This is a genomic window from Candidatus Sericytochromatia bacterium, assembly GCA_035285325.1.
In the GTDB taxonomy this organism is placed as follows: Bacteria; Cyanobacteriota; Sericytochromatia; order S15B-MN24; family JAQBPE01; genus JAYKJB01.
In genome coordinates this window covers 36,584-62,074 of record JAYKJB010000085.1, presented here as the reverse complement: position 1 = coordinate 62,074, position 25,491 = coordinate 36,584, and the positions used below count along the sequence as shown (strand labels likewise).

The following is a 25,491-nucleotide window of genomic DNA, read 5'->3' as shown; positions in this document are numbered from 1 at the left end:
TGGAGGCGCCGGCGGCCTGGCTGCCGCCCGATGACGCGCAGCCGCAGACCCTGCCCTACGCGGATGGAGAGATGTTCCACGGACCGGTCTTCCAGGTGATGGAAAGCTGGGCCCTGGGCAGCTACGGCTCGACGGCCCTGCTGAATGCGGAACATGACGCCCCGGTGGGCTACATGAACCAGGTCCTGCTCGATGGCATGACCCATGCGATTCCGTCGGCGAACCTGCACCGCTGGAGCGCCGAGATCGGTGAGGACCAGGTGGGGTACCCCACCAAGGTGCTCTCGATGTCGCTGTACGGTCCGGTGCCGACCACCGGGCCGGTTCGTTGCGAGGTTCGCTTCACCGGTTTCCACGAGGGGCCTCGCTTCCCGCGCTTCGACATTCAGTTGATCGCGGCCGACCGCGTCTGGGCCAATCTCGAACTGGTCTACATCCTGTTCCCGAAGGGTCCGCTGGGCTCCGTGTCAGGTCTCGAGCGCCAGGCCTTCCTGGGCGAAAAGACCGCTGTGCCGAACGTGGGCTTGGCGCGCATCGACGGGGAGACCACCCGCCTGACGCCCAAGGAGGTCAAGGGCAGCGATTGGTTGCCCGGGACCCTCTCTCGCCTCTACGAGACCGAGGGCGATGTGCAGGAGATGACCCGCCAGATTGCGGCCAAGGAGCACATCGGGACGCGTCTGGGGGTGCATCCCTCCGAGGTTCGTCTGTCCGATGATGCGACCCAGGCCACGGTGCCGCAAGCGCCGCTGACGCGCGTCGACCTCGCGCTGGACGTGGCACCGGATGGAGAGGTGTCCGTCAGCGATGCGGGGCCACCGGAACTGGATCTCACGCCGGTGCGGGAATACTGGCGCGATCGCCTGCAGATGGGCCCCTGGCCGGGAGAAGACCTCTACTATGGCCTGGCCGCGCGCTACGTGCAGTCGGTCGAGCTCGAGGATCCGGATGCCACGATGTTCATGCACGGCCGCGGGGCGATTTACCTGGCCAATCACCAGGTCGGCATCGAGTCGCTGCTGTTCTCGCTGATCATCTCGGCGCTGGGCGGCGTGCCGACCGCCACGCTGGCCAAGGTGGAACACCGAGACAGCTGGCTCGGACGCCTGATTGCCCATCACTTCTCGTATCCCGGCGTGACCGACCCGGAACTGATCATGTTCTTCGACCGCCAGGATCCGGCCTCGCTGCCGGGCATCCTGGCGGCCATGCAGCCCCGTCTGGCCCTGGATGAGAAGTCGTTGCTGGTCCACGTCGATGGGACCCGTTCCCTCTCGGCGAACCAGCCCGTGGGCCAGGTGACGGCCGCCCTGATCGACCTGGCCCTGCAGGCCGAGGCCCCGATCGTGCCGGTGCGTTTCGTGGGCGGCTTGCCCACCAAGAAGCTCAAACAGCGCCTGGAGTTCCCTTATGGGCACGGCAAGCAGACCTACCACATCGGACGCCCCATCTGGCCGGAGGAACTCGAGGCCATGGGCCTGGCGGAGCGCAAGCGCACCATCGTCGAGGCCATCAATGGCCTGGGACCCGCCGAAGGCCAGGAACTGCCGGGCGCTCCGGATGATGCCTTTGCGGCCGAAGTGGCGGGTTGGTGTGCCAAGGTTCAGGTCGGCGAAGTGCCGGCCGTCATGTTCAAGACCTTGGAGCACGTCCTGAACCGCACGCCCGAGAGTGAGGCGCTGCTCGGTGCGATTCGCAAGGCCAAACCGAAGAAGCCGATGCAGGGGCTGCCGGAGGGACCCTGGTTCACCACCCTCGCCGACTGGCTGTCCGGTCGTCAGGACCTGCTTGAGGTGCCCGGGGCGATAGGAGGCATGCATGTCTGAGATCGTTTCGGAAGCGCTGCGCCCCGACGCCACCGGGACTGCTCGACGCGCCCGTTTTGACCTCGGCCAGGCGCTTCGTCAGGCCGCTCCCAATGCCATCACGCTGGGCAACGCGATGTGCGGCTTCGGGGCGCTTGTGACGCTCTCGGGCTGGAATGCGGAAGCCGGTTGGTGGCCGATCAAGCTCGCCTCCTGGCTGATCCTGGGAGCTTGGGTCTGCGACATGCTGGATGGGGCCGTGGCCCGCATGACCGGCACGACCGGAAAGTTTGGTGCCGCCCTCGACTCGCTCTGTGACGTGGTTGGATTCGGGGTGGCCCCCGCCTTTCTGGTGGGGGTGCTGGGCGTCGCCGCGGGCTGGTCGCCTTACTTTGCCTGGGGGGCGGGGGCGGCCCTGCTGGCTTGTGTGCTGATTCGCCTGGCGCGCTTCGATGCTGAGGATGTGGCGGATACGGGCGCGGGCGGACACATGTTCTTTCGCGGCTTTCCCTCGCCGGCGGTCGGGATGACGGTGGCCGCCACCGGCCTGACTTTCGCGCAGGCGGCCCAGGAACTGGGCATGGGCACCTTTACACGCCCAGAGCTGACGGGACTCAACCTGGCCGTGGCGTCGGCCATCCCCTTCGTGGCAATCGTGGTGGGGCTGCTGGCCGTGACCACCTGGCGCTATCCCGATTTGCCCAAGCACTATGCCCGGCGAACGGCGCCCTGGTGGCACCCCGTGGTGGTGCTGGTGGCGGCGATTGGCTTGGGCCCAGGGCCTGCGCTGCTGGGCTTCTTCGGCCTCTATGCCCTGACCGGACCATTGTTCGGCCGTCGTCGCCGTCCAGCCCCGGGGAGAACGGCGTGAACAGCGACGCGGCGATCGCCGAGCAATTTGTGCGCACCCTGGCAGCCTTCGTGGTGGGGGGAGCGGGCCTGATCGGGGTGTCGCGGGCGCTGGTGCGGCGGCAGCACCGAAGTGGGCCGCCAGCCGCGCTGGTCGGCGGCGCCGTCTCGCTGTCCGGCGTGGACCAGGCTACTTCCTCGCTCTCCCCCGAAACGGCGGTCCCCCCGACGGCCGTCCCCGAGCCGACCGTCCTGAAAACCCCCCTTTGGGTGCGGCTGGGAACCTTGCTCGCGCTGGCCGTGGCCGTGTTCGTCCCCGCGTTTGTCAGTCTGCAAGCCTGGGCCGGCGTGGTGTGCGTGCTGGTGACGGTGGCCCTGGCCGAATTCTGGGCCCTGCTCGAGAAGGTGGGCGTGGCCCCGCATCGGCTGAGCGGTTTTCTGGCCGGACTGGCCTTGCCCGTCGCGGCATACCTGGGTGGTCCTGCGGCGCTGTTGCCTGCCCTGATGGCCGCCTTTTTGCTGCTGGCCACCGTCACCCTGCTCAGCCGCGGTGAGGGAACGGTCCTGCAGCGCCTGGCCGGGGCCTGGCTTGGGGTCTGCTACGTCGGCCTGCTGGGCGCTTTCTGGATCCTGATTCACCGGGCGGGCGGCTTCGGCGCGCTGGTGTTCTTTCTGATGGTGGTTCAGCTGGCCGATGTGGGAGGCCTGATGGCAGGCATCTTGGGGGGACGCCACAAGCTGGCGCCCGCGCTCAGCCCCAACAAGACCTGGGAGGGCCTGGCCGGCAGCGTGCTGGCGGCCGCTTTGGCGGCCTGGGCCTTTGCCTTCGCGCTGCCCACTCACGGCCTGCCCTTGCTGTGCGCCGTGGGCGTGCTGCTCGCGCTGGCCGGCCTGGTGGGGGACCTGCTGGCTTCGGCGTTCAAGCGCTCCGGGGGCCTCAAGGACTTCGGCCAGGTCCTGCCGGGCCACGGTGGCGTGCTGGACCGCTTTGACGGCTACCTGTTCACCGCGCCGATTTTCTGGGCACTGTTGACCTGGGCTTGAGCTTCAGTAGCGCCCTCGGGACATTCAGATGGCCGTGGCGATGCCCTCGCCGGCCTGCACCTTGACCTCCATCCCCTGAGCGGAATCCGCGATCAGGTCCGCATCGAACTGGAGCCGTCCGGGTTCGAACAACAGCACCACGGTGGAGCCGCCGTAGCGGAAGAAGCCCTTCTCCTGGCCCCGTTCGATATGGCCGGGCCGGCTGGTCTGCACGATCGTCCCAATCGTGATGGCCCCCACCTCCACATAGGCGATCCGCCCGAAATGCTCGCTGTCGAACATGGTCACGGCCCGCTTGTTGCGACAGAACAGGTCGGGGACGCGTCGCAGGGCCACCGGGTTGACCGATTCATAGCCCCCCGGAATTTCCTGGCTGGCGTGGGCCGTGCCGTCGTCGGGGTAATGGAAGCGATGGTAATCCGGCGGCGCCAGGCGAAGCACCAGAGCCGCGCCACCCGCAAAGGGGGCAGCCGCCTGCTCGGAGGTCAGCAAGCCGGCGGGGGTGCAGGCCGTGCCCTTGATCGGCATGCGCACATCGGCGTGGAGTTCGGGATAGACCAGCAACTTACCGTCTCCCGGGGCGCCGAAGCGTTCGGCCTGCTCGGGCCACTGGCGTGCGCCCAGCTTCAACGTGCGGGTGAAAAAGTCGTTAAAGTGGCGGTATTCCTCCACGGGCCGGGCCGCCTCCGCCATATCGATGCCGAATTTTTCGATGAAGGGGGCAATCAGCTTGCGGCTCGCTGAGCTGTCCATGCGCCAGCCGTAGACCGTGCAGAAGGCGCGATTGTTGAGCAGCGCCTGAAAGAACAACCGTCCGAGCGGGTTCTCGTAAAAGGTGCGCAGCGTGCGCTCCGCGAAGATGGTCTCCTCCACGATCTCCCCGCTGCGGCGATCGCGGTGGCGAACGGGGGCTGCTGAGGGCGCGGTGGTGCTGGACGGCGGCATGGCAGCAGGATACCATGGCTCGCCCATGAACTCGTTTCCTGCCACCTTCGACCATCTGTCGTTTCCTTCGCGCGATGCGCTGAAGCTGCTTGGCGATATGGGGTCGCAAGGGGGCCCGAGTCGGCTCAAACGCACCACCCCCGCGCCGAGCCGGCAGCATCTGACCTTGGACCTCACGGCCGGGCCTGTCCCGACCGACCTCTACCTGCCGCAGGAAGCGCCCCGCTCGGGTTTGCTGCTGGTTCCTGGGGTGGCGCGCGGAGGCAAGGACGACCCACGCCTCATTCGCTTTGCGGGCTCGTTGGCAAGGCTCGGCTTCGCCGTGCTGGTGCCGCAACTGGAGAGCCTCAAGGACCTCAGCGTGCGCCCCGTCTACACTGGCATCGTACGGGACGCCTTCCGGGTGCTGGCGGAGCACCCCGTCTGGTCGCCTGGTGGGCGCGCAGGTATCGGCGGGCTCAGCTTCGCAATGGGCCCCGGCGTGATGGCGGCCGTGACGCCCGGCGTGATGGACAAGGTGCGCTTCGTCTTCTGCATCGGTGGCTACTACGATCTGCTGGCGCAGACCCGTTTCGTCACCACCGGACAGTATCGCGTGCCGCTCGGCTCAGCCCACGAATGGCAACGGATGGAACCCGACCCCTACGGCCGCTGGGTGCTGGCGGCCAGTCTGGTGCCGCACGTCGAGGACTTGACCTCCCGGGCGGCCATTCAAGGCATGATCGACCGCCGCGAGAAGGCGCCGCTGGCCGAGATTGACGACCTGGTGGCCCAGTTGCGCGACCCGGAAGCCAGGGCCTTGTTCGATTTCATCCAGAACCGTGATCCGGGCCAGTATGACGCCCTCTTCACGGCCCTGCCGACGCGCATGGTGGAGGATCTGCACGCCCTGAACGTGGCCGCCTGTGATCTGTCCGGCATCCGCGCGCGGCTGATTCTGGTTCATGGTTACGAGGATGACCTGATTCACCTGACTCACAGTCTGGGCCTGCATCAGGCCGCCCCGGTCGGCCAGAGTCGTCTGTATCTGGTTCGTGGGCTGCGCCACGTGACCATGCTGCGGCCTTCCCCGCTGGGCCTCTGGCGTCTGGTGAGCGCGATCCAGGCCCTGCTGGAGGAACGAGGGGCGCCAGGGGAGGGCTGAGCAGGCCGGCGATGCGCCGCTCAGACGGTGGCGGTCTCGCGAATGCGAGGGTGGCGACAGACGAAGGAGAAGGCGGGCGGCACGTTGCGCAGGGTCCAGCGCGACTCGATCGCGGAGAAATACTGGTCGAGGTGCCCCGTCAGGTAGCGGGTGTATTGATACAGCAGAAAACGTCCACCGGGCGCCAGCACGCGACAGGACTCCGTCAGGATCTGGTGAACCAGCGGGTCTGGCAGGGAGGTGAAGGGTAACCCCGAGACGATGGCATCCGGGGCGGGCAAGTCGTGCGCGGCAAGAATGTCGGCGATATCGGCGGCACTACCCTTGACCAGCGTCATGCGGGGGTCGTCGTAGCGTGCCCTGAGCGCCGTGTAAAAGTCATCCATCAGTTCGATGCTCAGGAAGCGCGCGTCCGGGTGGAGCCGGCGCAGGATCTCAGCCGTGAAGACGCCCGTGCCGGGACCGTATTCCACCACCGTGCGGGCCTGGGCGAAGTCCACCCCGTCGAGCAGAGCGCGAACGAGGTAGGGGCCGCTTGGTAGCAGGGATCCAATCTGGGAGGGATGGGAAAGAAAATGCTTGAGAAACAGCAGCGCGTCTGCCATGAGAACCCCTTCCTGCAGTGACCGGGGCATTATAAACCACGCTCGCCGTCGAGACACCCTGCTAGCCGTCGAGGCCGCTTTCGAATTCCTCGAGCATCTGCTCGAAGTAGGCCAATCCTTCCTGCCAGATGGCTGCCTGGTCAATTCGGATGTCGACCCGCGTCAGCAGGTCGCCGATGGTCAGCGAAGTCCCTGCCTCCAGCAAGGACATGAAGCGCGGTTCGAAGGCCTGACGGTCCTGCTGAAACTGTCGCACCAGTGCGAACACCAGCAACTGGCCAAAGGCGTAGGCGTAGTCATAAAAGGGGTGGTTCAGGATGTGGTGGAAGGTCAACCATTCCCAGGCGTCCCACTCGCTGCGACGCACGCTGTCGCCATAGAGCGAGGCCAGGCGATCGTCCCACATCACGCAGAACGTCTCGGCGGGAATCACCCCCTGTTCCCGACGCTTGTAGGCTTCCAGCTGGAAGCGGGTCAGGGCGACCGACTTGAAAATCTTCAGGATCGCCGATTCGAGCTGGTTGCCCAGCAGGGCCTGACGCACCTCCGGTCGAACCTCTCGGTAGATCAGGCGTTGAAAGGTGAGCGTCTCGGCAAAGGTGGAGGGCGTCTCCATGAACAGGGTCATGCGGTCACTGTTGGTCAGATTGTGGTGCCGCCCTGCCACCACGTTATGCACCCCGTGTCCCAACTCGTGGGCGGTCGTGATCACGTCCTTCAGGGTGAAGTTGTAATTGAGAAACAGGTAGGGGTGGAAGACCGGCCCCGCGCTCAGGCAATACGCCCCCGCCCGCTTGCCGGTGCGGGAGAAGGCGTCGATGTAGCGGGCTTCGAAGAAGTGGGCGGCCACCTGGCCGAGGTCGTCCGAAAAGGAGGCAAAGGTGTCCAGGACGATGTCCCGTCCCTCCTCGTAGCTGATGAAGCTGTTCTGCCCGCTGTAATTGGCGCGGATGTCGTGACTGGCAAAGTCGTCGTAGCCGAGCAGCCGGGCTTTGCCGCGAAAGTAGCGCTGGACCAGTTCGTGGCGCGATTCAACGGTCTCGATCAGCGTCTCGATGGTCTCAGGCGTGACCGCCTCCTCCACCAGCAAGGGCGAGAGGGGGTGCGCATAGCCTCGCAGCAGAATGGTGTGCCGCCAGTTCTCGAACAGGGCATTGTAAACCGGGGTCAGCACCCGGGACTGTTGCCTGTGCAGCCTGAGCGTTTCGTTGAAGGCCGCCTCCCGCTCGTGACGTTGGCCGGTTTCACGCACGGCATAGGCCTGGGAGAGCGTCATTTCCTCCGGGTGTTCCGGCAAGCCGAGATGAACCCGAAAGTCGGCCGTGGTCTCGTAGTAGAGCTGGGTCCAGGCCTGGGAACCCGTGGCTTCCTTCATGTTGAGAATCTTTTCGGCCAGCTCGTTCAGGGCATGGCTGGCCAGGCGCCGCATCCGGCGCAGGTGGTCGTGGTAGCTGGCCAGTTCGGGAGCGGCCAGCAGCGCATCGAAGCGTTCCTGACTCAGGTTCTGCAGTTCGAGTTCCAGCCCCACGATTTCCTGGCGGATGTCGGGGATCTCGCTTTGAATGCGCGCGTAGAGGCGCTTGTTGTCCTCGGTCTGGGTATCGGCGGAGAACAGCAGGTAGGCATACCCGAAGAGGCGGGCAGACAGGCTCGCGATCGCATCCAGCCCGTCCAGCAGGTGTCGGATCGCGCTGGGCTCCGCCTGGGCGATGCGACCATGGTAGTCTGCCTGTAGCGCCTTGGCCTGGCTGCGCGCCTGCTCCAGCTCCGCGTCGATGCGGGGGTCGGCAGGCGATTCGTACAGCCGGGACAGGTCCCATTCGTGGGACGTATCGTGCGAATCTGGCTCGGTGGCGGGGGACGTTGTCATGGGGGCTTCACAGGGCGAGGCTGCCTGGCTGAGGCAGCCTTGCTATTGTTCCCTGTCCCGGGCGCTTCCCCACGCAAGTGGGGCAATGCCCCCAGGGGCGCGCGGCCGCGAGTGAGCGGTTCGTTCGACCAGCGGCCCCCCTCAGGAGGCCGCGTCGCGGAACAAGCGGGCCCGTGCCGCCAGTAACGCTTCCTGACGCTCGCAGACCATCTCGCACAGGCCGTAGACACTGGGGTCGCCGATCGCATACCAGGCGTGTGTGCCCTGCTTCCGTCGCACCACCAGCCCCGCTTCCAGCAGGATTTTCAGGTGTTTGGAGGCATTGGCCTGGTTGCAATCGGTGGCCTCCATCAGTTGCATCACCGTGCGCTCCCCTTCGAACAGGGCGTGCAGCAAGCGCAAGCGCACCGGGTCGGCCAGCACCTTGAAGAAGGTCGCGATCTGGTCGAACCCCTCGGCCGTCAGTTGCTTTCTGCGCGGGGATGGCGCGTCTTGTGGCATGGCTGATCCTCTAGGTTCGTTGTACCCAGGCTTGACAATGTGAATTATATAACTATATAGTAATATAGTCCAGTGAGACACGGAGGTGAGCCTTGACTTTGTTCAACAACCAGTCTGTCGTGACCACCCAGCAGCTCCACGATGCGCTCGAACATGGCCACACGGCCTTCGTTCTGCTCGATGTCCGCAACGCCGAGGAGTTTGCGAGCTGGCGCATCGAGGGCCGACACGCCCCAGCGGCGGTGCGTCATATCCCTTATTTTGATTTTCTCGAAGACGAAGCAGCTGCGGTCGCGGCGTTGGAGGCCGATCGGGCTTTGCCCATCGTCGTGGTGTGCGCCAAGGGCGGTTCCAGCGAATTCGTGGCTGACCTGTTGCGGGAGCGAGGCTTCCACGTGAGCAACCTGGAGGGCGGCATGAGTGCCTGGGGCGATCTGCTGGTCGAGGTCGATGTGCCGACCGGGACCTCCCTGGTGGTGAAGCAACTCAAGCGTGTCGGGAAGGGCTGTCTGGCCTACGTGGTGGCGGATGGCGGTCAGGCCCTCGTGATCGACCCTCATCGACACGTGGACGCGTATCAGGCGATCGCCCAGCGACTGGGGGCCCGCATCACCCACGTCTTCGACACCCACTTGCACGCGGACCACATTTCGGGTGGCCAGCGTCTGGCAGAGGCCACCGGAGCGACCTATCTGATCGACGCGCATGATGCCGAGGGCGCGAAGTTCGACTATCGGGCGATTCAGGCCGGCGAGACCATCATGCTGGGTAACACGGCGATCACCCTGATGCCCCTGTACACACCGGGGCACACGCCCGGCAGCGCCTCCCTGCTGATCGACGGACGCTTTCTGATCAGCGGCGACACGCTCTTCGTGGCCTCGATCGGACGTCCCGACCTGGGGGGCAAGCTCCAGGAGTGGGGGCGGATGCTGTATCGGACGCTGGGACCAGGGGGCGAACTGGCCAGGCTGGGCGACGACGTCTTGGTGCTGCCAGCCCACTACGCAGGCCTGGAGGAGGTCCGGGCCGATGGCCTGGTCGCCGGCACGCTGGGGGCGATTCGCCAGACCAACGCAGCTCTGCGCTTGCAGTCGGAGGCCGACTTCGTCCGCTTCCTGGAAGAAAACCAGCGCGAGGCCCCTGCCATATACCAGGAAATTCGCAAGGTCAACCTGGCCTGGTTGCAAATCGACGAGGAGCGTGCGCGCGAGCTGGACCTCGGCAAGAACGAGTGCGCCGCGAGCAAGGCGTGTGCCAGCGCGCAGAGACATTGAAAGTGGCCAGGGGGGCGTCAGATGGCTTCAGGGGGGTGCCGATTCGATCAGAAATGGACGGCTGCCTGAAGGGGCCACTGGCAACCGTGGGAAACTGACAGCCAAGGACCCGATTCGCGTGTATCGCAAGGTGCCCGCGCTGACTTGAACACTGAGAAGGAGACAATCATGAGTGAAGCCAATATCACGGAACTCGACGTGCGCGGCGTCAAGTGCCCCATGCCGATCGTCAAGGCCAAGAAGGCGCTGGACACGCTGCCGGCAGGGCACACGCTGAAGGTGGTCGCGACCGACAAGGGCTCGGTGCTCGATTTCCAGGGCTGGGCCAAGACCAACAAGGCCGCCGACCTGACCCGGCAAGAGACCCTCCAGGAAGGTGGGACAGAGGTGTACGTGCACTACCTCACCAAGAAGGCTTAAGGAGGCCCCCGATGGACACGATCACCACTGCTCAGGCCAGCGTGCCCGATGCCCAGGCCATCTTGGCCCGACTCTCGGCCTTGGAGCAGGCCACGGCCGAAGCCCAGCAAAGGGCCTCTTCCGCCGAGCAACGCGTGGCAGAACTGGAGGCGCGCCTGCCCAAGGACAAGCTCAGCATGGTCGTGTTTTCGGGCGACCTCGACAAGGTGCTGGCCGGTTTCGTGATCGCCTCCGGCGCCGCGGCCATGGGGCTGGAAGTGACCATGTTCTTCACATTCTGGGGCCTTGCCGCGATCCGTCAGCGCAAGGACTGGGGAGGCAAGGACATCAAGGAACTCATGCTGCAGGTGATGACGCCGGGCGCTTCGACCGGCTTGATTCCCTCCAAGCTGGGCTTTCTGGGGGCGGGTTCGCTCATGCTTCGTCAGATGATGAAGGAAAAGGACGTGGCCTCGCTGGAAGATCTGATCGCGCTGGCGCGGGAGAGCGGGGTGCGTTTGGTGGCGTGTACCATGAGCATGGATGTGATGGGGGTGCGTCAGGAGGAACTGATGCCTGAGGTCGAACTCGGCGGGGTCGCGATGTTCGTCGGCGAAGCCCAGGAATCGAAGGCTTCCCTGTTCATCTAGTCGCAGGGCGTCGTCCACGCTCACAGCACGCTGGACGATGCCCATCATCCGTTCGAAGGAGAACCCATGTCAGCCATTGTCGAAGAATCGTATGGTCTGGGCCGGACGATCTCTCTGCCCTATGCCGCGGCCGTGGACGCCATCAAGGAGAGCCTGAAGGGGGTCGGTTTCGGGGTGCTGTGGGAGATCGACGTTCCGGCCGTCTTGAAAGCCAAGATCGGGGTGGAGGACTTTCGCGACTACGTCATCCTCGGGGCCTGCAACCCGCACCTGGCCCATCGCGCCTTGACGGCGGAACTCGACCTCGGCCTGCTGTTGCCTTGCAACGTGGTGGTCTATGACGCCGGCGAGGGCCGCACGGCCGTCAAGGCGATCGAGCCGCACCGCATGATGGGCGTGGTGGGCAACCCGCACCTGGTTCCGATTGCCGAGGAGGCGCGGGCCAAGCTGCAAGCGGCGCTGGATGCGCTTCCTGCCTGAACGTACCGATTTGAGTGTCCCGTCTCGTCGAGTTCGCGAGACGGGGCATTTTTTTACGCGTCAATTCCCAGCAGGCCGCGGCTTGAATCTGGACGCGACGACATGGAGCTAGGCAGCCGGCGTGCCCGGCTTGAGGGTGCGTTTCAGCCAGGCGCCCAACCAGGCCAGTGAGCCGATGGCGATCGCCACCAGGGCCACCGTCACGATCGTCCCCGCGACACCCGGCGCCAGCGCCATCAGACCGGCTGCGCCGAGCCCGAGCCAGACGCGCGCGAACCAGGCTTCCGAGAGCCAGGCCTGGCGCTGCACCAGCCAGCGACGCAGCAGCCAGTAACCGAAGGCATAGCCACCCACGATCGGAATCGAGAGCGGCAACACATAGGCCACCAGCCAGATGGCGGAGTTGGCGAGCCAGGCGAGCACACCGGCCAGGGCCCGCTCCACGTCGCGCAGCGTGTTCTCCACGCCCTCCGGGATGCTTCCCCAAGGCGAAGTGGAGACCACCTTGACCTTTTCGGACAGCGTCACCTGGATCGTCGCCATCGAGACCATATTGCCCAGGTGGCGCAAACGCCCCTGGGCTTGCTCGATCTCGCCCGTCACGCGCGACAGCTCCCGTTCCACGGCCAGCACGTCCGTCAGCTTGCCGGAACGCGCCAGCAGCCCACGCAGCGTGGCCTCCTCCTGCCGCAGGTTGCGGATGCGACTCTCCGTGTCGATGTAGCTGAGCGTCACGTCCTCGCTCTCGATGCGGCGCTCGAAGATGGTGCCGACCCCGCCGAACTCGTCGAGCAGGGCGTCGAAGCGCTTGGCCGGCACCCGCAGCGTCAGGCTGGCCCGCGGGGCGTCGCCCTCGGCGGAGGTGAATTCCGAATCGGCCACGAGGCCGCCGACCCGGCTCACGATCGCGCCCACGCGGCGGATGCTCTCGCGCACGTCCTTCACCTGCAGGGTCAGCTGAGCCTTGCGGATGATGTACATCCCGGCGGTGGCCGCTTGCTGGTCCTTGTGCTCGCGGCTCTGGCCGGGCGCCTCGTTGCTCGCCTCGTCGAGGCTGGCCTCCGCCGCGGCGCCTCGACGGGCTTCGTCCGCACCCTCACTCACTTTGGCCGAGCTTCCTCCCAGCGCTGAATGAGCGCCCGAGGGGGCATCCATGGCCGCTTCCGGAGCCGGCGGCGCGTCACCGGCGCTGCCGGCCTCGTCGGGGCGATCGCCCGCGCAGCCGCTCAATGCGAGGGCCACGAGCACGCTCAGGACCAGGCGGATTTTGGCGGGGGATGGGCACATGGGCGATACCTCGAAGGGCCGGTGGTCCTGAAACGCTTGGGAAACAGGTTGGGCTGGGAGAACGGCGGCTGGTTCAGCGCTGGCGGGGCAGGTCGAGCGGGCGAGGCTGGTAGGGCGGCTGGTCGGGCCCATAGTGGCGGGCCAGGTAGGCAGCCAGGAGGCGCTGTTCTTCGGGCGTCAGCGGGGCGCCCCACTTGACCATCTTGTGTACCTCCTTGTCCCACTGGGCGGGCGTCAGGCGCTGGGCCACGATCAGCTCGGCCTCGTGGCAGAACAGGCAGCGGCTGGTGACCAGTGCCTGGCCAGGCCCCGCCGGCCAGGCCACCGCCTGGGGGCTGGGCGAGTGGAAGCCCCCCGGGGGCAGTGGCGGTGAGCCCTGGCGGGCCCCCAGCAAGCACGGCAGGCTGATCAGCAGCAAAGCCCACCAGCCACGGCGAAAGTCAGGCATCGAGCGTCACCTCGACCGTGTCGGCCGTGTTCCACTGGTAGCCGCTGGGGTTCCAGGGAGACGGCTCGGTCGGCTGCACGCGCCCGCGCGCATCGGTGGCCCGTGCACGAAGCCGCAACAGGCCGCCAGGTTGGCCCGCCGCCGGCATCCAGTCGAAGGCCCAGCGTCGCCAGGCATAGGGCTGCGCCTCGCCCAGCAAGGTGGCATCGGCCCAGTGCAAGCCGTCGTCGACGGACACTTCCACCCGGGTCACGGGGATGCCGCCGCCACTCCAGGCGACCCCGCGGATCGGGAGGCCGGCGCGCGGCACCCGAGCCCCCTGCAGCGGCCCGGTGATCAGTGACTTGACCACCAGTTCGTCCATGGGGCCCATGTCCTCCGGCTTGACGGCACTGCCTGGCGACACGGGCTGGCGCGGATAGCGATAGGCCGTCTGATAAAAGAACCCGTCGAAGGGATCGGCTTGCACGCGCAGGGTCGTGAGCCACTTGACCCAGTCGTCTCCTACCCAGCCTGGCACGACGGCGCGCACCGGATGCCCGTGCAGCACGGGCAGCGGCTCGCCGTTCATCTCGTACGCCAGCAACGTGTCGGGATGCAAGGCCTTCGCGAGCGGGATCGAACGCCCGAAGCGCGGCGTGCTGGGCAGCACCGGCTGATCCGCCCCCTGCAGCACGACGTGGGCGGCCTCGGCTTCCAGCCCGCAGGCCTCCAGCACATCCCGCAGGCGCGCGCCACGCCAGCGGGCGTTGCCGACCGCGCCGCGTTCCCAGGGCACACCCGGCACGCGCGGCCGGTAGAAGGCCCGTCCGTTGCCGGAGCATTGCAGCACGGCCGTGACCTCGTGGGCCGGCAGCTGGCGAAGATCTGCCAGGGTCCAGCTGCGCGGACGGCGCACCAGCCCTTCCAGGGCCAAGCGCCAGTGGCTGGCCGTGATCTGCGGTTCATCATGGTGGGTACGCACGAAGAAATGCGGGATCGGGGTCAGGTCGTCGCCGAGCAACCCCATCGGCGTTTCGAGGTCCAGCGGGCGCCGGGACCGGACCAGCAAGCCCTGCTTGACCCAGGGCCCTGACGGGCGAGAGGCGGCCCCCGCCGCGCGTTCACTCAGGGCGATCGCCGCGGGCAAGACCGTCAGCGCCCCCAATCCTTGCAGGAAGGCGCGGCGGTTCAGGAGAGGGCGGCTTTTGTCATCCAGCATGTGAGGCTCTTATGCCCGGGGAGCAACGATTTGCCACGGCCCGTTTTTTCGAGGCCAGGCTGGGCCGGGGGCACGCCGCGCGGCTGCTGATGGGGATACCTGGTCAGCCCTTTGCCTCGCAAGGGCTGGGTCACACGTGCAGCAGCCGGATCATGGCGTAGACCATCACGAACAGCGTCAGGAAGCCGACCACCCCTACCGCGATCGCCGAGAGACCGGCCTGGCGCACCTGGCGCAAGTCGGTCAGCAGCCCCATGGCGGCCATGGCGATTGCCATCAAGCCGATGCTGGCCTGGGTGAGCCCCCAGCGCAGCGTCTCCGAGAACAGGCCCAGGCTGTTCAGCGCCCCGACCGCCAGAAAGCCCAGCACGAAATAGGGGATCGGCGGGTTGGCGAGCGAATAGGCGGCGTGGCCCGCCTCGTGCCGGGTGGCGCGTCGCCAGTACCACCCCACCAGCACCAACGCCGGTGCCAGCAGCACCACCCGCGTGAGCTTGACCATCGTGCCCGCGTCGCCGCTGAGCTCGCCCCAGGTGAAGGCGGCGGCGACCACCTGGGCCACCTCGTGCAGGGTCGCGCCGGTGATGATGCCGAGTTGCTGAGGGCTCAGGCCCAGCCAGGGTGCCAGCCCCACGTAAAAGAACACGCCCGCGGTGCCGAGCAGCCCCATCAGCGCGACGGCCAGCGTCGTGTCCTCTTCGCTGGCGCGCGTCACGGTCGAGGCGGCCGCCACCGCACTGGCGCCGCAGATGCCGGTGCCGACCGCCATCAGCATGCCGAGTTCGCGCGGCAGGCCCACGCGGCGCGCCAGGGCGTACATTCCGATGATCGCCACACTGATGACGCTCACCGCGATGCCCAGCAGCTTGGGCCCGGCCGCCAGCAGCACGCCGTAGTCCAGGCGGGCGCCCATCAACACGATGCCGGCGCGCAGCAGGGGTTTGGAGGAGAAACGAACGCCAGGAGCCAGTCCGGGCGAGACTCCCACACCGCTGCGCCAGGCGATGCCGATCAGCAAGGCCAGCGAGAGCGGCCCCATGACGGCCAGGCCTTTCAACTGGGCCCCCGCATAGCCCGCGGCGGCCAGGCCGAAGGCGAGCAAGAAGCCGGGCAGCTTGCCACGGGGAGCCACCGGGCCGGTCGGCGAGGCCGGTTCGGAGGGGGACCCGGAGGGGCCGGAAACGGAGTGCGCCAGATGGGCCATGGAATCAACCTGCAGATAGGGGGACTTGATAAATTACTATATAGTAATATAGTATTGTTTGCAAGTGCAGGGGCCACGGTTCAGGCCCGCTGCTGGTGGCGCTGGTCAGCACCGATGAGGCTGGCTGAACACAGGGGCGCTTCGCTGGATCGGCGAGGCCCAAGGAGGCACACATGCTCAACTGGTTATGGGGTGGAACCGCCGGCGAGGCCTTGACGACGGCGAAGCTGGCCGAGCGATTGGCTGGCCCGGAAGCGCCGTTTCTGCTCGATGTGCGGGAACCGGGAGAGTATGCCGCCGGGCACGTGGCCGGCGCGACCCTGATCCCACTCGGGCAACTGGGCGGGGAACTGGCGCGCTTGCCAAAAGAGCGGGAAATCGCCGTGATCTGCCGGAGCGGCGCACGCAGCGGACGGGCCGTGGCCCTCCTGCGCCAGGCCGGCTTCGAGGCGCACAACGTCGAGGGGGGCATGCTGGCCTGGCAGGGACCGGTCGAAGGCGCCTGAAGGCCCGTTAAATGCCAGGGGGCGACCCGGCTGGAGCCTGGCCAAGCGAGTGGCGCGCTCAATCGGAGGTCGCCCCACGGCGTCCGCCCATGAACACGGCATAGCTCAGGCCTGCCACGGCGAAGCCGGCAAACCAGCCGTAGGGGACCAAGGGGCTCAGCGCTGGAATCAATTTGCCTCCCCAGGCGGCGAAGCACCCCGCCAATGCCGCGGCCACGCCCGCCAGGTTCCAGCCGCGCCAGTAGCGATAGCGACCGTGCGTCTCGTAAAGGCCCGGCACATCCAGTTCACAGCGGCGCAGCAGCCAGTAGTCCACGATCATGACGCCCGCGACGCTGCCCAGGCCACCGCTGTAAACCAGCAGCCAGTCGAAAATGTAGGCCTGGGCGTCGGCCAGCAGGCGCCAGGGCATGATCGCGATGCCCAGAATGCCCGTGATCAGCCCGCCGGTTTTGAAATCGATGCGTTTCGGCCACATGTTGGCGAAGTCGTTGGCGGGCGACACCACGTTGGCCGCGATGTTGACCGAGATGGTCGCCACGATCACCGTGAACATGGCGATCGCCACCACCCAGGGGTTCTGAAATTCGCCCACCAGCTGGACCGGGTCCCAATGCAGCTTGCCGAAGACCAGCGAGGAGGCCGAGGTGATCACGATGCCCATGGCCGAGAACACGGTCATGGCGGCCGGCAAACCCAGCACCTGTCCCCGCACCTGCGATTTTTGGTCTGCCGCAAAGCGAGTGAAATCAGGCATGTTCAGCGACAGGGTGGCCCAGAAACCCACCATGGCCGTCAGCGAGGGGACGAAGACCGGCCAGAAGGCTTCCAGCGTCGTAAACTTGCCCGGCTGGGCCATCAAGGGCCCGAGCCCATCGGCCGCTTTCACGGCCCAGATGACCAGGCCTGCCGTCATCAGCAGAACGAACGGCGCGGCCCAGCTTTCGAAACGCTTCAGCGTGTCCATGCCCCGGTAGATGATCCAGATGTTGGACAGCCAGAACAGGCCAAAGCTGACCCAGGCGCCGAGGGCGTATCCGCCGAGGCTGCCGCCCCAACCGGCCCAGCCGGGCCAGATGGCTGTCAGCAGGGTGTTGACGGCCGCTCCTCCGATCCAGGCATTGATACCGAACCAGCCGCAGGCCACCAGGGCGCGCATCAGAGCCGGTAAATTGGCCCCCCAGACGCCGAAGCTGGCGCGAGCGAACACCGGAAAGGGAATGCCATAGCGGGTGCCGGGATGCGAGTTGAGCAGGATCGGGATCAGCACCAGCAGGTTCCCGAGCAAGATCGTGAAGAGCGCCTGCCGCCAGTTCATGCCGGAGGCGATCAGGCCGCTGGCGAGCATGTAGGTGGGGATGCAGCAGGCCATGGCGACCCACAGAGAGGTGTAGTGCCGGGTGCGCCAGGTGCGAGCTTCGGGCGGGGTGGGCGCCAGATCATCGCTGTAAAGTGGGGATTGTGAAGCCACCAAGGTAGCGGTGGTATCGGCGGTCGTGGACAAGGGATTGACCTCCTAGGCGCGTGGCTTCAGAACCAGGAGCTTGGGGCGGGGGGGAGGGCGGCAGTGGGGGCGTGCACGGCCCGGGGAGTTGGAGTGAGCAGGCCTGCGACGGGTCGTTGGCGGCTCAGGGGGTCGCCATCGGAGCGGGCAACGCGAGCTTTTCTGCCGCGCAGATCTGCTTGACGACGCGCATCGCCGAGATCGCGGCGCCGTCCGAGTGCGTGCCCTCCGTGAAGTCGCCCGCCAGATAAAGGCGCCCCTGGGGACGGCGAATTTCATCCGAAAGCGCGTCGAAACGCGAGCGGCCGACGGGCCAGGAGGCGATCGCGCGCGGGTGGTAACGGACGAAGTTCATGTACTTCACGTGGGGCGTGATGCCCCGCCATTGTTTTTCCAGCGCGGCGCCGACCTCCTTGCGAACATCATCCAGAGACCCTGTGCGGGCGTTGAAACGCTCGGCGTGCTCGCCCGTGATCAGCAGGTTCAGCGCGGTGTAGCCCCTCTGAGAGCCGGAGTTGGCTCCGTAGATCACGCCGAGGGGACCACCGGTCAGGATCGGCAGGATCTCCTCCCCTTTCACGGTCCAGAACTTCGCCGCCCGGGCATCCAGCACGATGTGGGCGGTACAGTAGGCGCCCCACGTTTGGGTGCCGATGGCTTCCTGGACCTTGGCGGAAAGCGGGGGGTCGATCTGAACCTCATACAGGCGGAAGAGGGGGATGGTGCTGACCACGTGGCGGGCCCGAAAGTGATGCACGGCGTAGCGGGCCGTCTCCAGGGCCGTCACGTCGACGTGGTCGGCGAAGCGGGCGATGCGCGTGACCTGATGCCCGGTCAAAACGCGGTCGCGGCCGATGCGGTCGCGCAAGGTTTCGGCCAGCCGCTGATTGCCCCCTTCCACGTGGTGAGACCCGACGCCCGCACCCGCAAAAATGTGCCACTCGTCGATGCCGTCGAGCGCGCTGATGGCATCGGCCGTGGTGCCGAATTCGGGTTCGCTCATGGCGCGGATCATGGCCACGGCCAGCGGCGACAGGCGCTTGTCACGCGACAACCAATCCGCGAACGACACGTCCTTCAGCTTGGCCAGTTCGGCGGGTAACGGGCGCAAGCCGACTTGCTTGTGAAGCCGTTGCATATCGGCGTCCCACTGCCGGAATTTGCTCAGGTCGGCACGGCCGAGCACCGAGGCCACAAAGGCCTCGTTGGTATCCTGGGTGAAGGGGTACAGTTTGCCCTTGTGCAGGAAACTGGAGAATGCCGTCGCGGACTTCTCCATCGGTACGCCCAGTTCCTCGGCGAGGGCCACCGTCGGGTTGGTATCCCAGAATTCCTCCAGGCCGGCCTCCGCGGAGACGCCCTCCGGATACGAGACCGTCCGCATCCGACCGCCCACCCGGTCGGCCAGCTCGAGCACCACGCAGTCCACGCCGGCTTGACGCAGGCGGTAGGCCGTCGTCAGACCAGCCAGGCCCGCGCCGATCACCACCACCGTGTGAGGGCGGGAGGGAACGGCCAACTGGGGCTCTGGATGTTCTGGTTCCGGCGAAGCCGCCAGGACGGGACCGGGTAGGCAGATGAGGGCCGCGGCAATCAGCCCATTGAGCCAGGTCCTGGCTGTGCGTGGCATGGAACCTCCTGTGGGTCGGGGGGCAGGGCTGTCTGACAGCGAACTCCCGTGCGACGGTGAATGGACGTCCTCGTCGGCTGGGTGGAAATCCCGACGAGGGAATGACATCCACGCCACCAAAACGTTACCGGGTCGAATTTCGCGCATCGTACGCCAGTCGAGATTCCCTTGGCAAGGCAGTTTGACTTTCACCTCAAAGCGGCCTGAGGACGCTGGGTGAGGAACCCCTCAGGGCTCACAGGCGTGGCGGATTCAACTGAGGGGCGCTGCCACCCGGCGGCGCGGCAGGGGCGGGTGGCGCTCCAGGCACAGCGGGGGGCGCGGGTTGACCGCTGCCCTTCGGGGCTGGTGCGCCTGCCGGTGGCTTGGGCGGCGTTGGGGCAAGGGGGTCACTCAGGTCGATCGGCCAGCGACGGGTGGCCATGTCGCCCAGCCGGATCTTTTTCACGTTGGCGACCAGCTTCACGGGAACCGAGAGATAGGGAGTCTCCCCGGCCGGCAGTTCCCAGAGCTGGGCCAAAGAGACCGGCGTCTCCGGGAGCGGGCGCAGGAACTCGGCCGAAAACAGCTGCCCCTCCACCGGCTGAAAGTGGCTGGGGGCTCGGCTGTTCCAAACCTTTGTGGCCAGCAACACCTTGCCGCCGGCATCCACCAGGGTGGCGTCGAGACGACCATCGCCCTGGCGCGCATACTCCAGGCCTCGGCGCAAGGCGGCGGGCCCGAAGGGCTGCTTGATCAACTCGTCGTGAAAGGTCTTGTAGCGCTTGTACCAGTCCGGGTTGAAGGCCACACGCAGGCCCTCCAAGCGCACGCGCACGAAGCCAGCCAGGCTCGGGTCGAACTCAGGACGAGGGGTGAACTGGATGTCGAAGGCACCGGTGGTCCATTCGTCCAGCAGGGCCTTGAGGTCCTTCTCCGCCTTGAGGGGGGCCGCCAGGTCGAGTTGCAGCTGAACATCTTGTTCCTGCGCAGCCCAGGCCGGCGCCAGAGGCCACCAGCCAAGCGCCCATATCGCCAGCCGGCCACCCGCGCGCAGCCAAACGCCCGGCGGCCTCGGGCCGGAAGCGCGCATTCTCCGGAAGGGTCTCATCGCACCGGCGGCTGCAGGACGGACATCCCCAGGGCGGCCTCAACCCCCGCAATGCGGTCTTCCAACGAAAATTCGGAGACCACATGCAGGCGCGGCCCCAGGCGATGCTCCCATTGTTCGACCAGGTGCGAGAGCACCGCGTGAAAGCCCCGCTGAAACGACGGGTCGGTGATGCGCTCGCCATCGTCCACGATCGGGAACATGGGGGGAATCACCACCAGCAGGTCGTAGTGCATGACCCGCTCCTCGACGGCTTCGCGGTAACGGGTTGCCTCCTCCTCCGGCCAGCCATATTGCGGGCCGAACCACTCAAAGTGGCAGAGCGAATCGACCGGACAGCGGTCCGAGATGTAGCCGATCGTCTCGTGTTCGTGTTCCGCCGCCACCTGCCGGTCCAGGATCGCCCACTGGAAGGGCAGGCGCAGATCTTCCGGCATGTTGGCGGGCGTGTAACCCCATTCGCGCGCCACCTCGCGCGAGCGTTCCGGCAGCAATGGCAAGTCGAAACGCTCGGCGAGGGCACGGGCCATGGTGGTCTTGCCGACGCAGGGAGCACCGGTCAATGAAACGGACAGAACGCGTCCACGGGGCACGCGGGCGGGCATGAGGGCCTCCGGAGCAGGGGGGGGGGTAGACCCTTACATTCCCGACACAGGGAGATACCTCACACGCCCTGCTCGCTTGCCGCGGAACTTGCGCTGGTGCGTGATCTACTTGGGCGCGTTGGCCACGATTTTCAGTTTGACCGGGTAGGTCACGTCCTTGTTTCGGTGAAGTTTTTCAACCGCGGGGAAGGTCAACCCCATATCCTGGGTGAAGGCGTGCCAGTCGGGAGCCCCGGTCACGTGGATGTGGACCAGCTCGAACCGGTGAACGCCAGGAGCGTTGACGGTTTCCTCGATTGGCAGGCTGACCCGATAGCGCTGATTGGTAGGCTTGGGCAGGCGCATGGTTTTCTCCACGCCGTCCAGCTTGTAGACCATCTCCAGCTTGTCCGCGATATCACTCTCTGCCTGGATGTCGACCGACAGGGTCGGCAGGTTGGCCAGCAGCGACGTGTTGAACACCCCACCAGACACCACGTAGGTTCCCGACCCTGAGAAGGTGGTCCCCTCAGCGCCGGCACGAGAAGCCGTGGACGATCCGGCGGCCCCGCTGAGGCCCCAGGTTTTTGCCGTGCTGACGTCGCTGAAGCTCAGCTGGTCGCGCCCGGCCGGTTTGGCGGAGTAGCCCGAGACCGGGTGGCTGAAGGTGACGTTGGCGCCGGTGGCGGGCTGTCCGTGCCAACGTGTGCTGGGGCGCTGGTCTGCAGGCACGCTGCTGTCGTCGGATTGATAGCGGATCTCCGTCTCCACCGTCGTGGAGAACCAGGCCTTGGTGGCCAGGTTCAGGGTGGCGTTCCAGCTGACATCGAGGTTCCCACTCTCGAATTCCGCCCACTGGTTGGGGGCGGGTTGGGTGGCGCCGGCCACCTTGAAGGTGGTGTTGTTGAGCGTCAGACCGAAAGTCGGGCTCACCACCGGGTTGTTTGCCGCCTCCACGTTGAAGGCTCCCAGGTTCGTGGCGACGCTGTAGCTCGCCTGGCCGGGCGTGCCTTGCTTGTCCCACTGTAGGGTGACTCTGGGGCGTTTCTTGATCAGCTGGAGTTCGAATTGCCCGTAGTTGATGGTGTAATCGTCGGCAGTGCCGTTCACGGAGGCCTGAGACGGCCAAACCGCGCTGGCGAAACCAGGGGCGTACTCGGCTCCGAACGCCTCCACCAAACCCGCGGCATTCGTGTATCCACTGGTGGTCGGGTCATGGGTCGGCGTGCCGGCGTGCGAGAAGGACACGAAAGCCCCCTGCACCGGCTGACCGTCCAGTTCGGGGATGTCGGAATCCCAGACCACCTTGGCCGTGACCTTGCCGGTCACCCACACCTCCGTGTTCACGCTGACGGGCGGCGAGAAGGCGGGTTGGCCTGAAACTGGTGGGGCGGTCCACGGGGCCAACGCCGGGGGCAGGGAAGGCTGGCTGGGGGCAGTTGGAGCGGTGCCAGGCTTCGAGGGGGTGACGGGCACTGCCGTTCCCCCTCCTGATGAGGGTTTCTTCTTGGTCGGATAGACGATGTAGGTGCAATGGCCATTGTTCAGCTGGGGCGAGTGCACCACGAAGCCCCCGAGTTTCTCCCCGGCTGCTGCTTCCACCTTGCCCTTGTGTTTGGAGTCGTTGAATCCCTTGACGGATTCATTTTTCAGGGATTTTTCCACTTGCTTGAGGTAGGCCTCGGCTTCTTTCTTCGAGTCAAACTCGATCACGGTAGCCTTGCCCACCTTCGACACCTCCGCACTCTTGGGCGGCTTGGGCGGCGATGCGGGGGCCGGTTTGCTCGCTGGCGGTTTCGGCGGGGGCGGGGGCGCTGGCTTGCTGCCTCCGCCGCCACCCTTGCCGCCACCGCCTCCTCCTCCGCCCTTTTTGAGCAATTCGTACACGAGGGGTTGGGGCGGAGGCGCCGCCGGAGCGGGCACGGCCATCTCGAACCACCAGTTGCCGGCCTGGTCCTGGCGTGCGCCCTCTCCTTCGAAAAAGCCCGGATTCTCTTCGATCGCCGCCGCCAGTTCCTCCTCGGCCTTGAAACGCACCTTGACTGCCGCGCCGGGCGTGATCTTGGCCTCGCCGAGCTCCAGGTGGTAGCCATACGCACCCAGCGGGGTGGCCTCCTTCAGCGGGAAGCCGGTCGCTTTTTCCCAGGGAATCTCGGAATCAGGAGCGTCGTACCCGGGTAACACGTGAAGCGGCAGGTATTCGGGCGTGGGCACGTTTTGGGCCCAATGTTCGCTGAAACTCCGGGTCACCGCCACGTTCGCGTTCTGGCTGAGGGCCCCCGGCGGGAAGACCACCTCCATATCGCCTGCTGCGTTGCTGACCGTGGCTCCCGCTGCCGCCGTGACGGCGGTCCGACGAGCATCGATGGGTTGCAGCGCCAAGGCTTTGCCGGGCTCCAGCCGGAAGTAGCCCGGCACGTAGCCGGGAGCGGTCACGAGGGCCGTGATCGAGGCCTCTCCCTTCAGCACTGCGTCGGGCAGGTCGACCACGCCGCGCGCGTTGGTGCTGAGCAATGCCTTTGCGATGGTCACACGCACGCCCTCCAGCGGTCCGCCATCGGGCCCCTGGAACTGGAACTGGGAGGGCTTCACATCGGCATCGGCTGCCTTGAGGCCCCCTTGAGCGGCCGCAAACGTCTCTCCGGTTGCTCCATCCGCCTGGCTGGCGGCGGAACCCCGAGGTTTCTGGAGGGTGGTGGTGGTCAGATCGGTCGATAGGGGCGGGGCGACGCTACAACCTGCCACCGCCAGACAGGTGGAGGCCAAGATCACGTGTTTCCGCAATCGCATCATTTGATTCTTCTCCCAGGGATCGAGGGACCGTCACGCAACAGAACCCACCGCCCCCCTTATACCGCGGGGGGGAGCGGATAAACGCAGAAAAAGCCTCCCTTCTCAGATTCGGTATCGCCGCCACTGTCGTTTAAGTATTGATTAAGATTAGGTAATTGGTTTATGATGGGCAGGTCCGTCGATCAGGAGGTTCCCTGCCCATGTCGCCTGCTTCCCGTTCCCATCGCCTCGTCGCCACCCTGATGGGGGCGGCCCTGCTGAGCGCGTGTGGCACGCTGAGCCTGCTCCCGGCTGCCAAGAAGGCCACCCAGGGGGCACGGACCGCTGCCTCGACCCTGGACAATCCGCTGGATGGCGCGCGTGCGCTGGCGCATACCCGCTACCTCACGGATGCGGCCCTGGCGGGGCGTGGCACGGCGACGGCCGGTGACTACAAGGCGGACGACTACATCGTCAGGGAATTCGAAAAACTGGGTTTGCCGGTGATCAAGCAGGCCTTCCAGAATCCCCGCTTCAAGGGCACGGCCCACAACGTGATCGCCTTGTTGCCGGGTTCCGAGCGCAGCAACCGCTACCTGGTGGTCGGCGCCCACAAGGACCACCTGGGCGTGCGGGAGGGCAAGATGTACCCCGGGGCGAATGACAACGCGGGCGGCACTGCCGCTGTGCTGGAGATTGCGCGCGTGATGGTCGACCGCAACCAGAACCACGGCGATCGCCCCCGGGCGAACATCCTCTTCATGACCTTCTCCGGAGAGGAGCTGGGCTTGCTGGGCTCGACCTACTACACCAAGAATCCGGTCGCGCCCAAGCTGGACGGCGGCGCCATGCCGATCCCGCTCTCAGCCATCAAGGGCATGGTCAACATGGATTGCATCGCCGTGGGCAACACCAACACGATCGGCACCGATGCGGTCGAGGACCCCTTCACCTCTCGCGGCGATCTCAGCGCCATGGCGACGCAACGCGGCCTCAAGATGGTGTTCAAGCCCTTCAAGATCCCCCACACCCACGAGGTGGGTGGCCTGGCGCTGCCGCCGTGGGCCAGCAGCGACCACGCCGCCTTCCGCCGGGCCGGCGTGCGTGCCATCTGCTATTACGCCGAGCCGGTCATGAGCAAGTACCTGCACACGCCGAATGACACCCTGCCGGAGCGGGACACGATCGACAAGAAGCCGGCCGACCAGTTCAACATCGACAACCTGGTGCGGATCGCGGCGGTAGCCTACGACACGCTCAAGGCCTGGTCGAACGAGTAACGCCCCGAGGGGCTTTGGTCCGCGTGCCGCGCCTGCAGCAGGGCCACCAGCGTATCAGCATCGATGTCCAGCGCCTCGCGTCCCGACAGGACCAGGTCGAAACCGGCTTCCAGCAGGGCCAGGCGTGCGTTCGTGGGCAAATCCTGAGTGAGGGCCACCAGCGGCAGCGCGCGGTGGGCGGGGCGCTCCCGGACGATGCGGCCCAGGGCGCGGCCGTGACGGGCCAGGTCGAGCACTTCCACGAACAACAGGTCGAATCGGCGGGTCGCCAGAGCGACCAGAGCGGCCACGCCATGCGGCACCCGCAGCACGGGATGGCCTGCCATGGCCAGGTGGGCTGAGAGCCCTGGAGCCAGGCTCCATTCCGCATCCAGGCTGATGATCAGGCTTCGGGCCACCGACATGGCGTGCGCTCC

24 protein-coding genes are annotated in these 25,491 nt (G+C 66.4%); 10 read left to right on the top strand and 14 right to left on the bottom strand.

The window, feature by feature from the left end; translation table 11 throughout:
• The 3 genes from VKP62_11420 to VKP62_11410 all read left to right on the top strand — a co-directional run.
• The coding region (locus VKP62_11420) for a 1-acyl-sn-glycerol-3-phosphate acyltransferase (protein ID MEB3197803.1) at window positions 1-1,826 on the top strand (1,826 nt) is incomplete at its 5' end.
• The gene (locus VKP62_11415) at window positions 1,819-2,676 is read left to right on the top strand and encodes a CDP-alcohol phosphatidyltransferase family protein (protein ID MEB3197802.1); all 858 of its coding nucleotides are present in this window, start codon (window positions 1,819-1,821) and stop codon (window positions 2,674-2,676) included. The genes VKP62_11420 and VKP62_11415, both read left to right, overlap by 8 nt.
• Window positions 2,673-3,698: a phosphatidate cytidylyltransferase gene (locus tag VKP62_11410; protein MEB3197801.1), complete on the top strand. Its 1,026-nt coding sequence runs from the start codon at window positions 2,673-2,675 to the stop codon at window positions 3,696-3,698. Before VKP62_11415 ends, VKP62_11410 begins: the two co-directional genes overlap by 4 nt.
• Window positions 3,699-3,722: 24 nt before the next feature.
• Here the strand turns inward: VKP62_11410 and VKP62_11405 are convergent, their stop codons facing one another.
• A complete protein-coding gene (locus VKP62_11405) occupies window positions 3,723-4,670 on the bottom strand; it encodes a phosphatidylserine decarboxylase (GenBank protein MEB3197800.1) in 948 nt (315 codons plus the stop codon).
• Between VKP62_11405 and VKP62_11400 the strand changes: the two genes are divergently transcribed.
• On the top strand, window positions 4,669-5,787 hold the full coding sequence (locus VKP62_11400) for an alpha/beta hydrolase (GenBank protein MEB3197799.1): 1,119 nt from the start codon (window positions 4,669-4,671) through the stop codon (window positions 5,785-5,787). The two genes, VKP62_11405 and VKP62_11400, sit on opposite strands and share 2 nt — an antisense overlap.
• A gap of 20 nt (window positions 5,788-5,807) precedes the next feature.
• Here VKP62_11400 and VKP62_11395 read toward each other — a convergent pair whose 3' ends face one another.
• The 3 genes from VKP62_11395 to VKP62_11385 all read right to left on the bottom strand — a co-directional run bounded on the left by VKP62_11395 (window position 5,808) and on the right by VKP62_11385 (window position 8,763).
• On the bottom strand, window positions 5,808-6,392 hold the full coding sequence (locus VKP62_11395) for a methyltransferase domain-containing protein (GenBank protein ID MEB3197798.1): 585 nt from the start codon (window positions 6,390-6,392) through the stop codon (window positions 5,808-5,810).
• A gap of 61 nt (window positions 6,393-6,453) precedes the next feature.
• On the bottom strand, window positions 6,454-8,262 hold the full coding sequence (locus VKP62_11390) for a M3 family metallopeptidase (GenBank protein ID MEB3197797.1): 1,809 nt from the start codon (window positions 8,260-8,262) through the stop codon (window positions 6,454-6,456).
• A gap of 141 nt (window positions 8,263-8,403) precedes the next feature.
• Complete coding sequence (locus tag VKP62_11385; GenBank protein ID MEB3197796.1) at window positions 8,404-8,763, bottom strand: metalloregulator ArsR/SmtB family transcription factor; 360 nt, start codon at window positions 8,761-8,763, stop codon at window positions 8,404-8,406.
• A gap of 92 nt (window positions 8,764-8,855) precedes the next feature.
• Here VKP62_11385 and VKP62_11380 point away from each other — a divergent pair, with 92 nt between their 5' ends.
• The 4 genes from VKP62_11380 (at window position 8,856) to VKP62_11365 (ending at window position 11,569) form a co-directional block, all read left to right on the top strand.
• Window positions 8,856-10,040, top strand: coding sequence for an MBL fold metallo-hydrolase (locus VKP62_11380; GenBank protein ID MEB3197795.1), 1,185 nt, complete (start codon window positions 8,856-8,858; stop codon window positions 10,038-10,040).
• A 168-nt stretch (window positions 10,041-10,208) separates the two neighbouring features.
• On the top strand, window positions 10,209-10,460 hold the full coding sequence (locus tag VKP62_11375) for a sulfurtransferase TusA family protein (protein ID MEB3197794.1): 252 nt from the start codon (window positions 10,209-10,211) through the stop codon (window positions 10,458-10,460).
• A gap of 11 nt (window positions 10,461-10,471) precedes the next feature.
• Window positions 10,472-11,089 (top strand): DsrE/DsrF/DrsH-like family protein, encoded by a 618-nt coding sequence (locus VKP62_11370; protein ID MEB3197793.1) that lies wholly within the window; start codon window positions 10,472-10,474, stop codon window positions 11,087-11,089.
• Window positions 11,090-11,155: 66 nt separating this feature from the next.
• Window positions 11,156-11,569, top strand: coding sequence for a DUF302 domain-containing protein (locus VKP62_11365; GenBank protein ID MEB3197792.1), 414 nt, complete (start codon window positions 11,156-11,158; stop codon window positions 11,567-11,569).
• A gap of 108 nt (window positions 11,570-11,677) precedes the next feature.
• Here VKP62_11365 and VKP62_11360 read toward each other — a convergent pair whose 3' ends face one another.
• The 4 genes from VKP62_11360 to VKP62_11345 all read right to left on the bottom strand — a co-directional run bounded on the left by VKP62_11360 (window position 11,678) and on the right by VKP62_11345 (window position 15,709).
• Window positions 11,678-12,856 carry a DUF4349 domain-containing protein gene (locus tag VKP62_11360; GenBank protein ID MEB3197791.1) on the bottom strand — a complete coding sequence of 393 codons (1,179 nt, stop codon included), beginning with the start codon at window positions 12,854-12,856 and terminating at the stop codon, window positions 11,678-11,680.
• Between the two features lie 73 nt (window positions 12,857-12,929).
• Window positions 12,930-13,304, bottom strand: a complete 375-nt coding sequence (locus tag VKP62_11355) for a hypothetical protein (GenBank protein ID MEB3197790.1) — start codon at window positions 13,302-13,304, stop codon at window positions 12,930-12,932.
• Window positions 13,297-14,505: a sulfite oxidase gene (locus VKP62_11350; GenBank protein MEB3197789.1), complete on the bottom strand. Its 1,209-nt coding sequence runs from the start codon at window positions 14,503-14,505 to the stop codon at window positions 13,297-13,299. Before VKP62_11350 ends, VKP62_11355 begins: the two co-directional genes overlap by 8 nt.
• Window positions 14,506-14,635: 130 nt before the next feature.
• Window positions 14,636-15,709, bottom strand: coding sequence for a putative sulfate exporter family transporter (locus VKP62_11345; protein MEB3197788.1), 1,074 nt, complete (start codon window positions 15,707-15,709; stop codon window positions 14,636-14,638).
• A 173-nt stretch (window positions 15,710-15,882) separates the two neighbouring features.
• Between VKP62_11345 and VKP62_11340 the strand changes: the two genes are divergently transcribed.
• The gene (locus tag VKP62_11340; protein MEB3197787.1) at window positions 15,883-16,215 is read left to right on the top strand and encodes a rhodanese-like domain-containing protein; all 333 of its coding nucleotides are present in this window, start codon (window positions 15,883-15,885) and stop codon (window positions 16,213-16,215) included.
• Window positions 16,216-16,273: 58 nt separating this feature from the next.
• On the opposite strand, the gene VKP62_11335 is transcribed toward VKP62_11340, so the two are convergent.
• From VKP62_11335 to VKP62_11315, 5 genes are all read right to left on the bottom strand, one after another.
• Window positions 16,274-17,719 (bottom strand): NCS1 family nucleobase:cation symporter-1, encoded by a 1,446-nt coding sequence (locus VKP62_11335; GenBank protein MEB3197786.1) that lies wholly within the window; start codon window positions 17,717-17,719, stop codon window positions 16,274-16,276.
• Window positions 17,720-17,843: 124 nt separating this feature from the next.
• Complete coding sequence (locus VKP62_11330) at window positions 17,844-19,349, bottom strand: NAD(P)/FAD-dependent oxidoreductase (protein ID MEB3197785.1); 1,506 nt, start codon at window positions 19,347-19,349, stop codon at window positions 17,844-17,846.
• Between the two features lie 235 nt (window positions 19,350-19,584).
• On the bottom strand, window positions 19,585-20,421 hold the full coding sequence (locus VKP62_11325; protein ID MEB3197784.1) for a hypothetical protein: 837 nt from the start codon (window positions 20,419-20,421) through the stop codon (window positions 19,585-19,587).
• 14 nt (window positions 20,422-20,435) lie between these two features.
• On the bottom strand, window positions 20,436-21,044 hold the full coding sequence (locus VKP62_11320) for an ATP-binding protein (GenBank protein ID MEB3197783.1): 609 nt from the start codon (window positions 21,042-21,044) through the stop codon (window positions 20,436-20,438).
• A gap of 105 nt (window positions 21,045-21,149) precedes the next feature.
• Window positions 21,150-23,816 carry a hypothetical protein gene (locus tag VKP62_11315; protein MEB3197782.1) on the bottom strand — a complete coding sequence of 889 codons (2,667 nt, stop codon included), beginning with the start codon at window positions 23,814-23,816 and terminating at the stop codon, window positions 21,150-21,152.
• A gap of 200 nt (window positions 23,817-24,016) precedes the next feature.
• Between VKP62_11315 and VKP62_11310 the strand changes: the two genes are divergently transcribed.
• Window positions 24,017-25,075, top strand: coding sequence for a M28 family peptidase (locus tag VKP62_11310; GenBank protein MEB3197781.1), 1,059 nt, complete (start codon window positions 24,017-24,019; stop codon window positions 25,073-25,075).
• On the opposite strand, the gene VKP62_11305 is transcribed toward VKP62_11310, so the two are convergent.
• Window positions 25,042-25,479, bottom strand: a complete 438-nt coding sequence (locus tag VKP62_11305) for a hypothetical protein (GenBank protein MEB3197780.1) — start codon at window positions 25,477-25,479, stop codon at window positions 25,042-25,044. The two genes, VKP62_11310 and VKP62_11305, sit on opposite strands and share 34 nt — an antisense overlap.
• Between the last annotated feature and the right edge of the window lie 12 nt (window positions 25,480-25,491).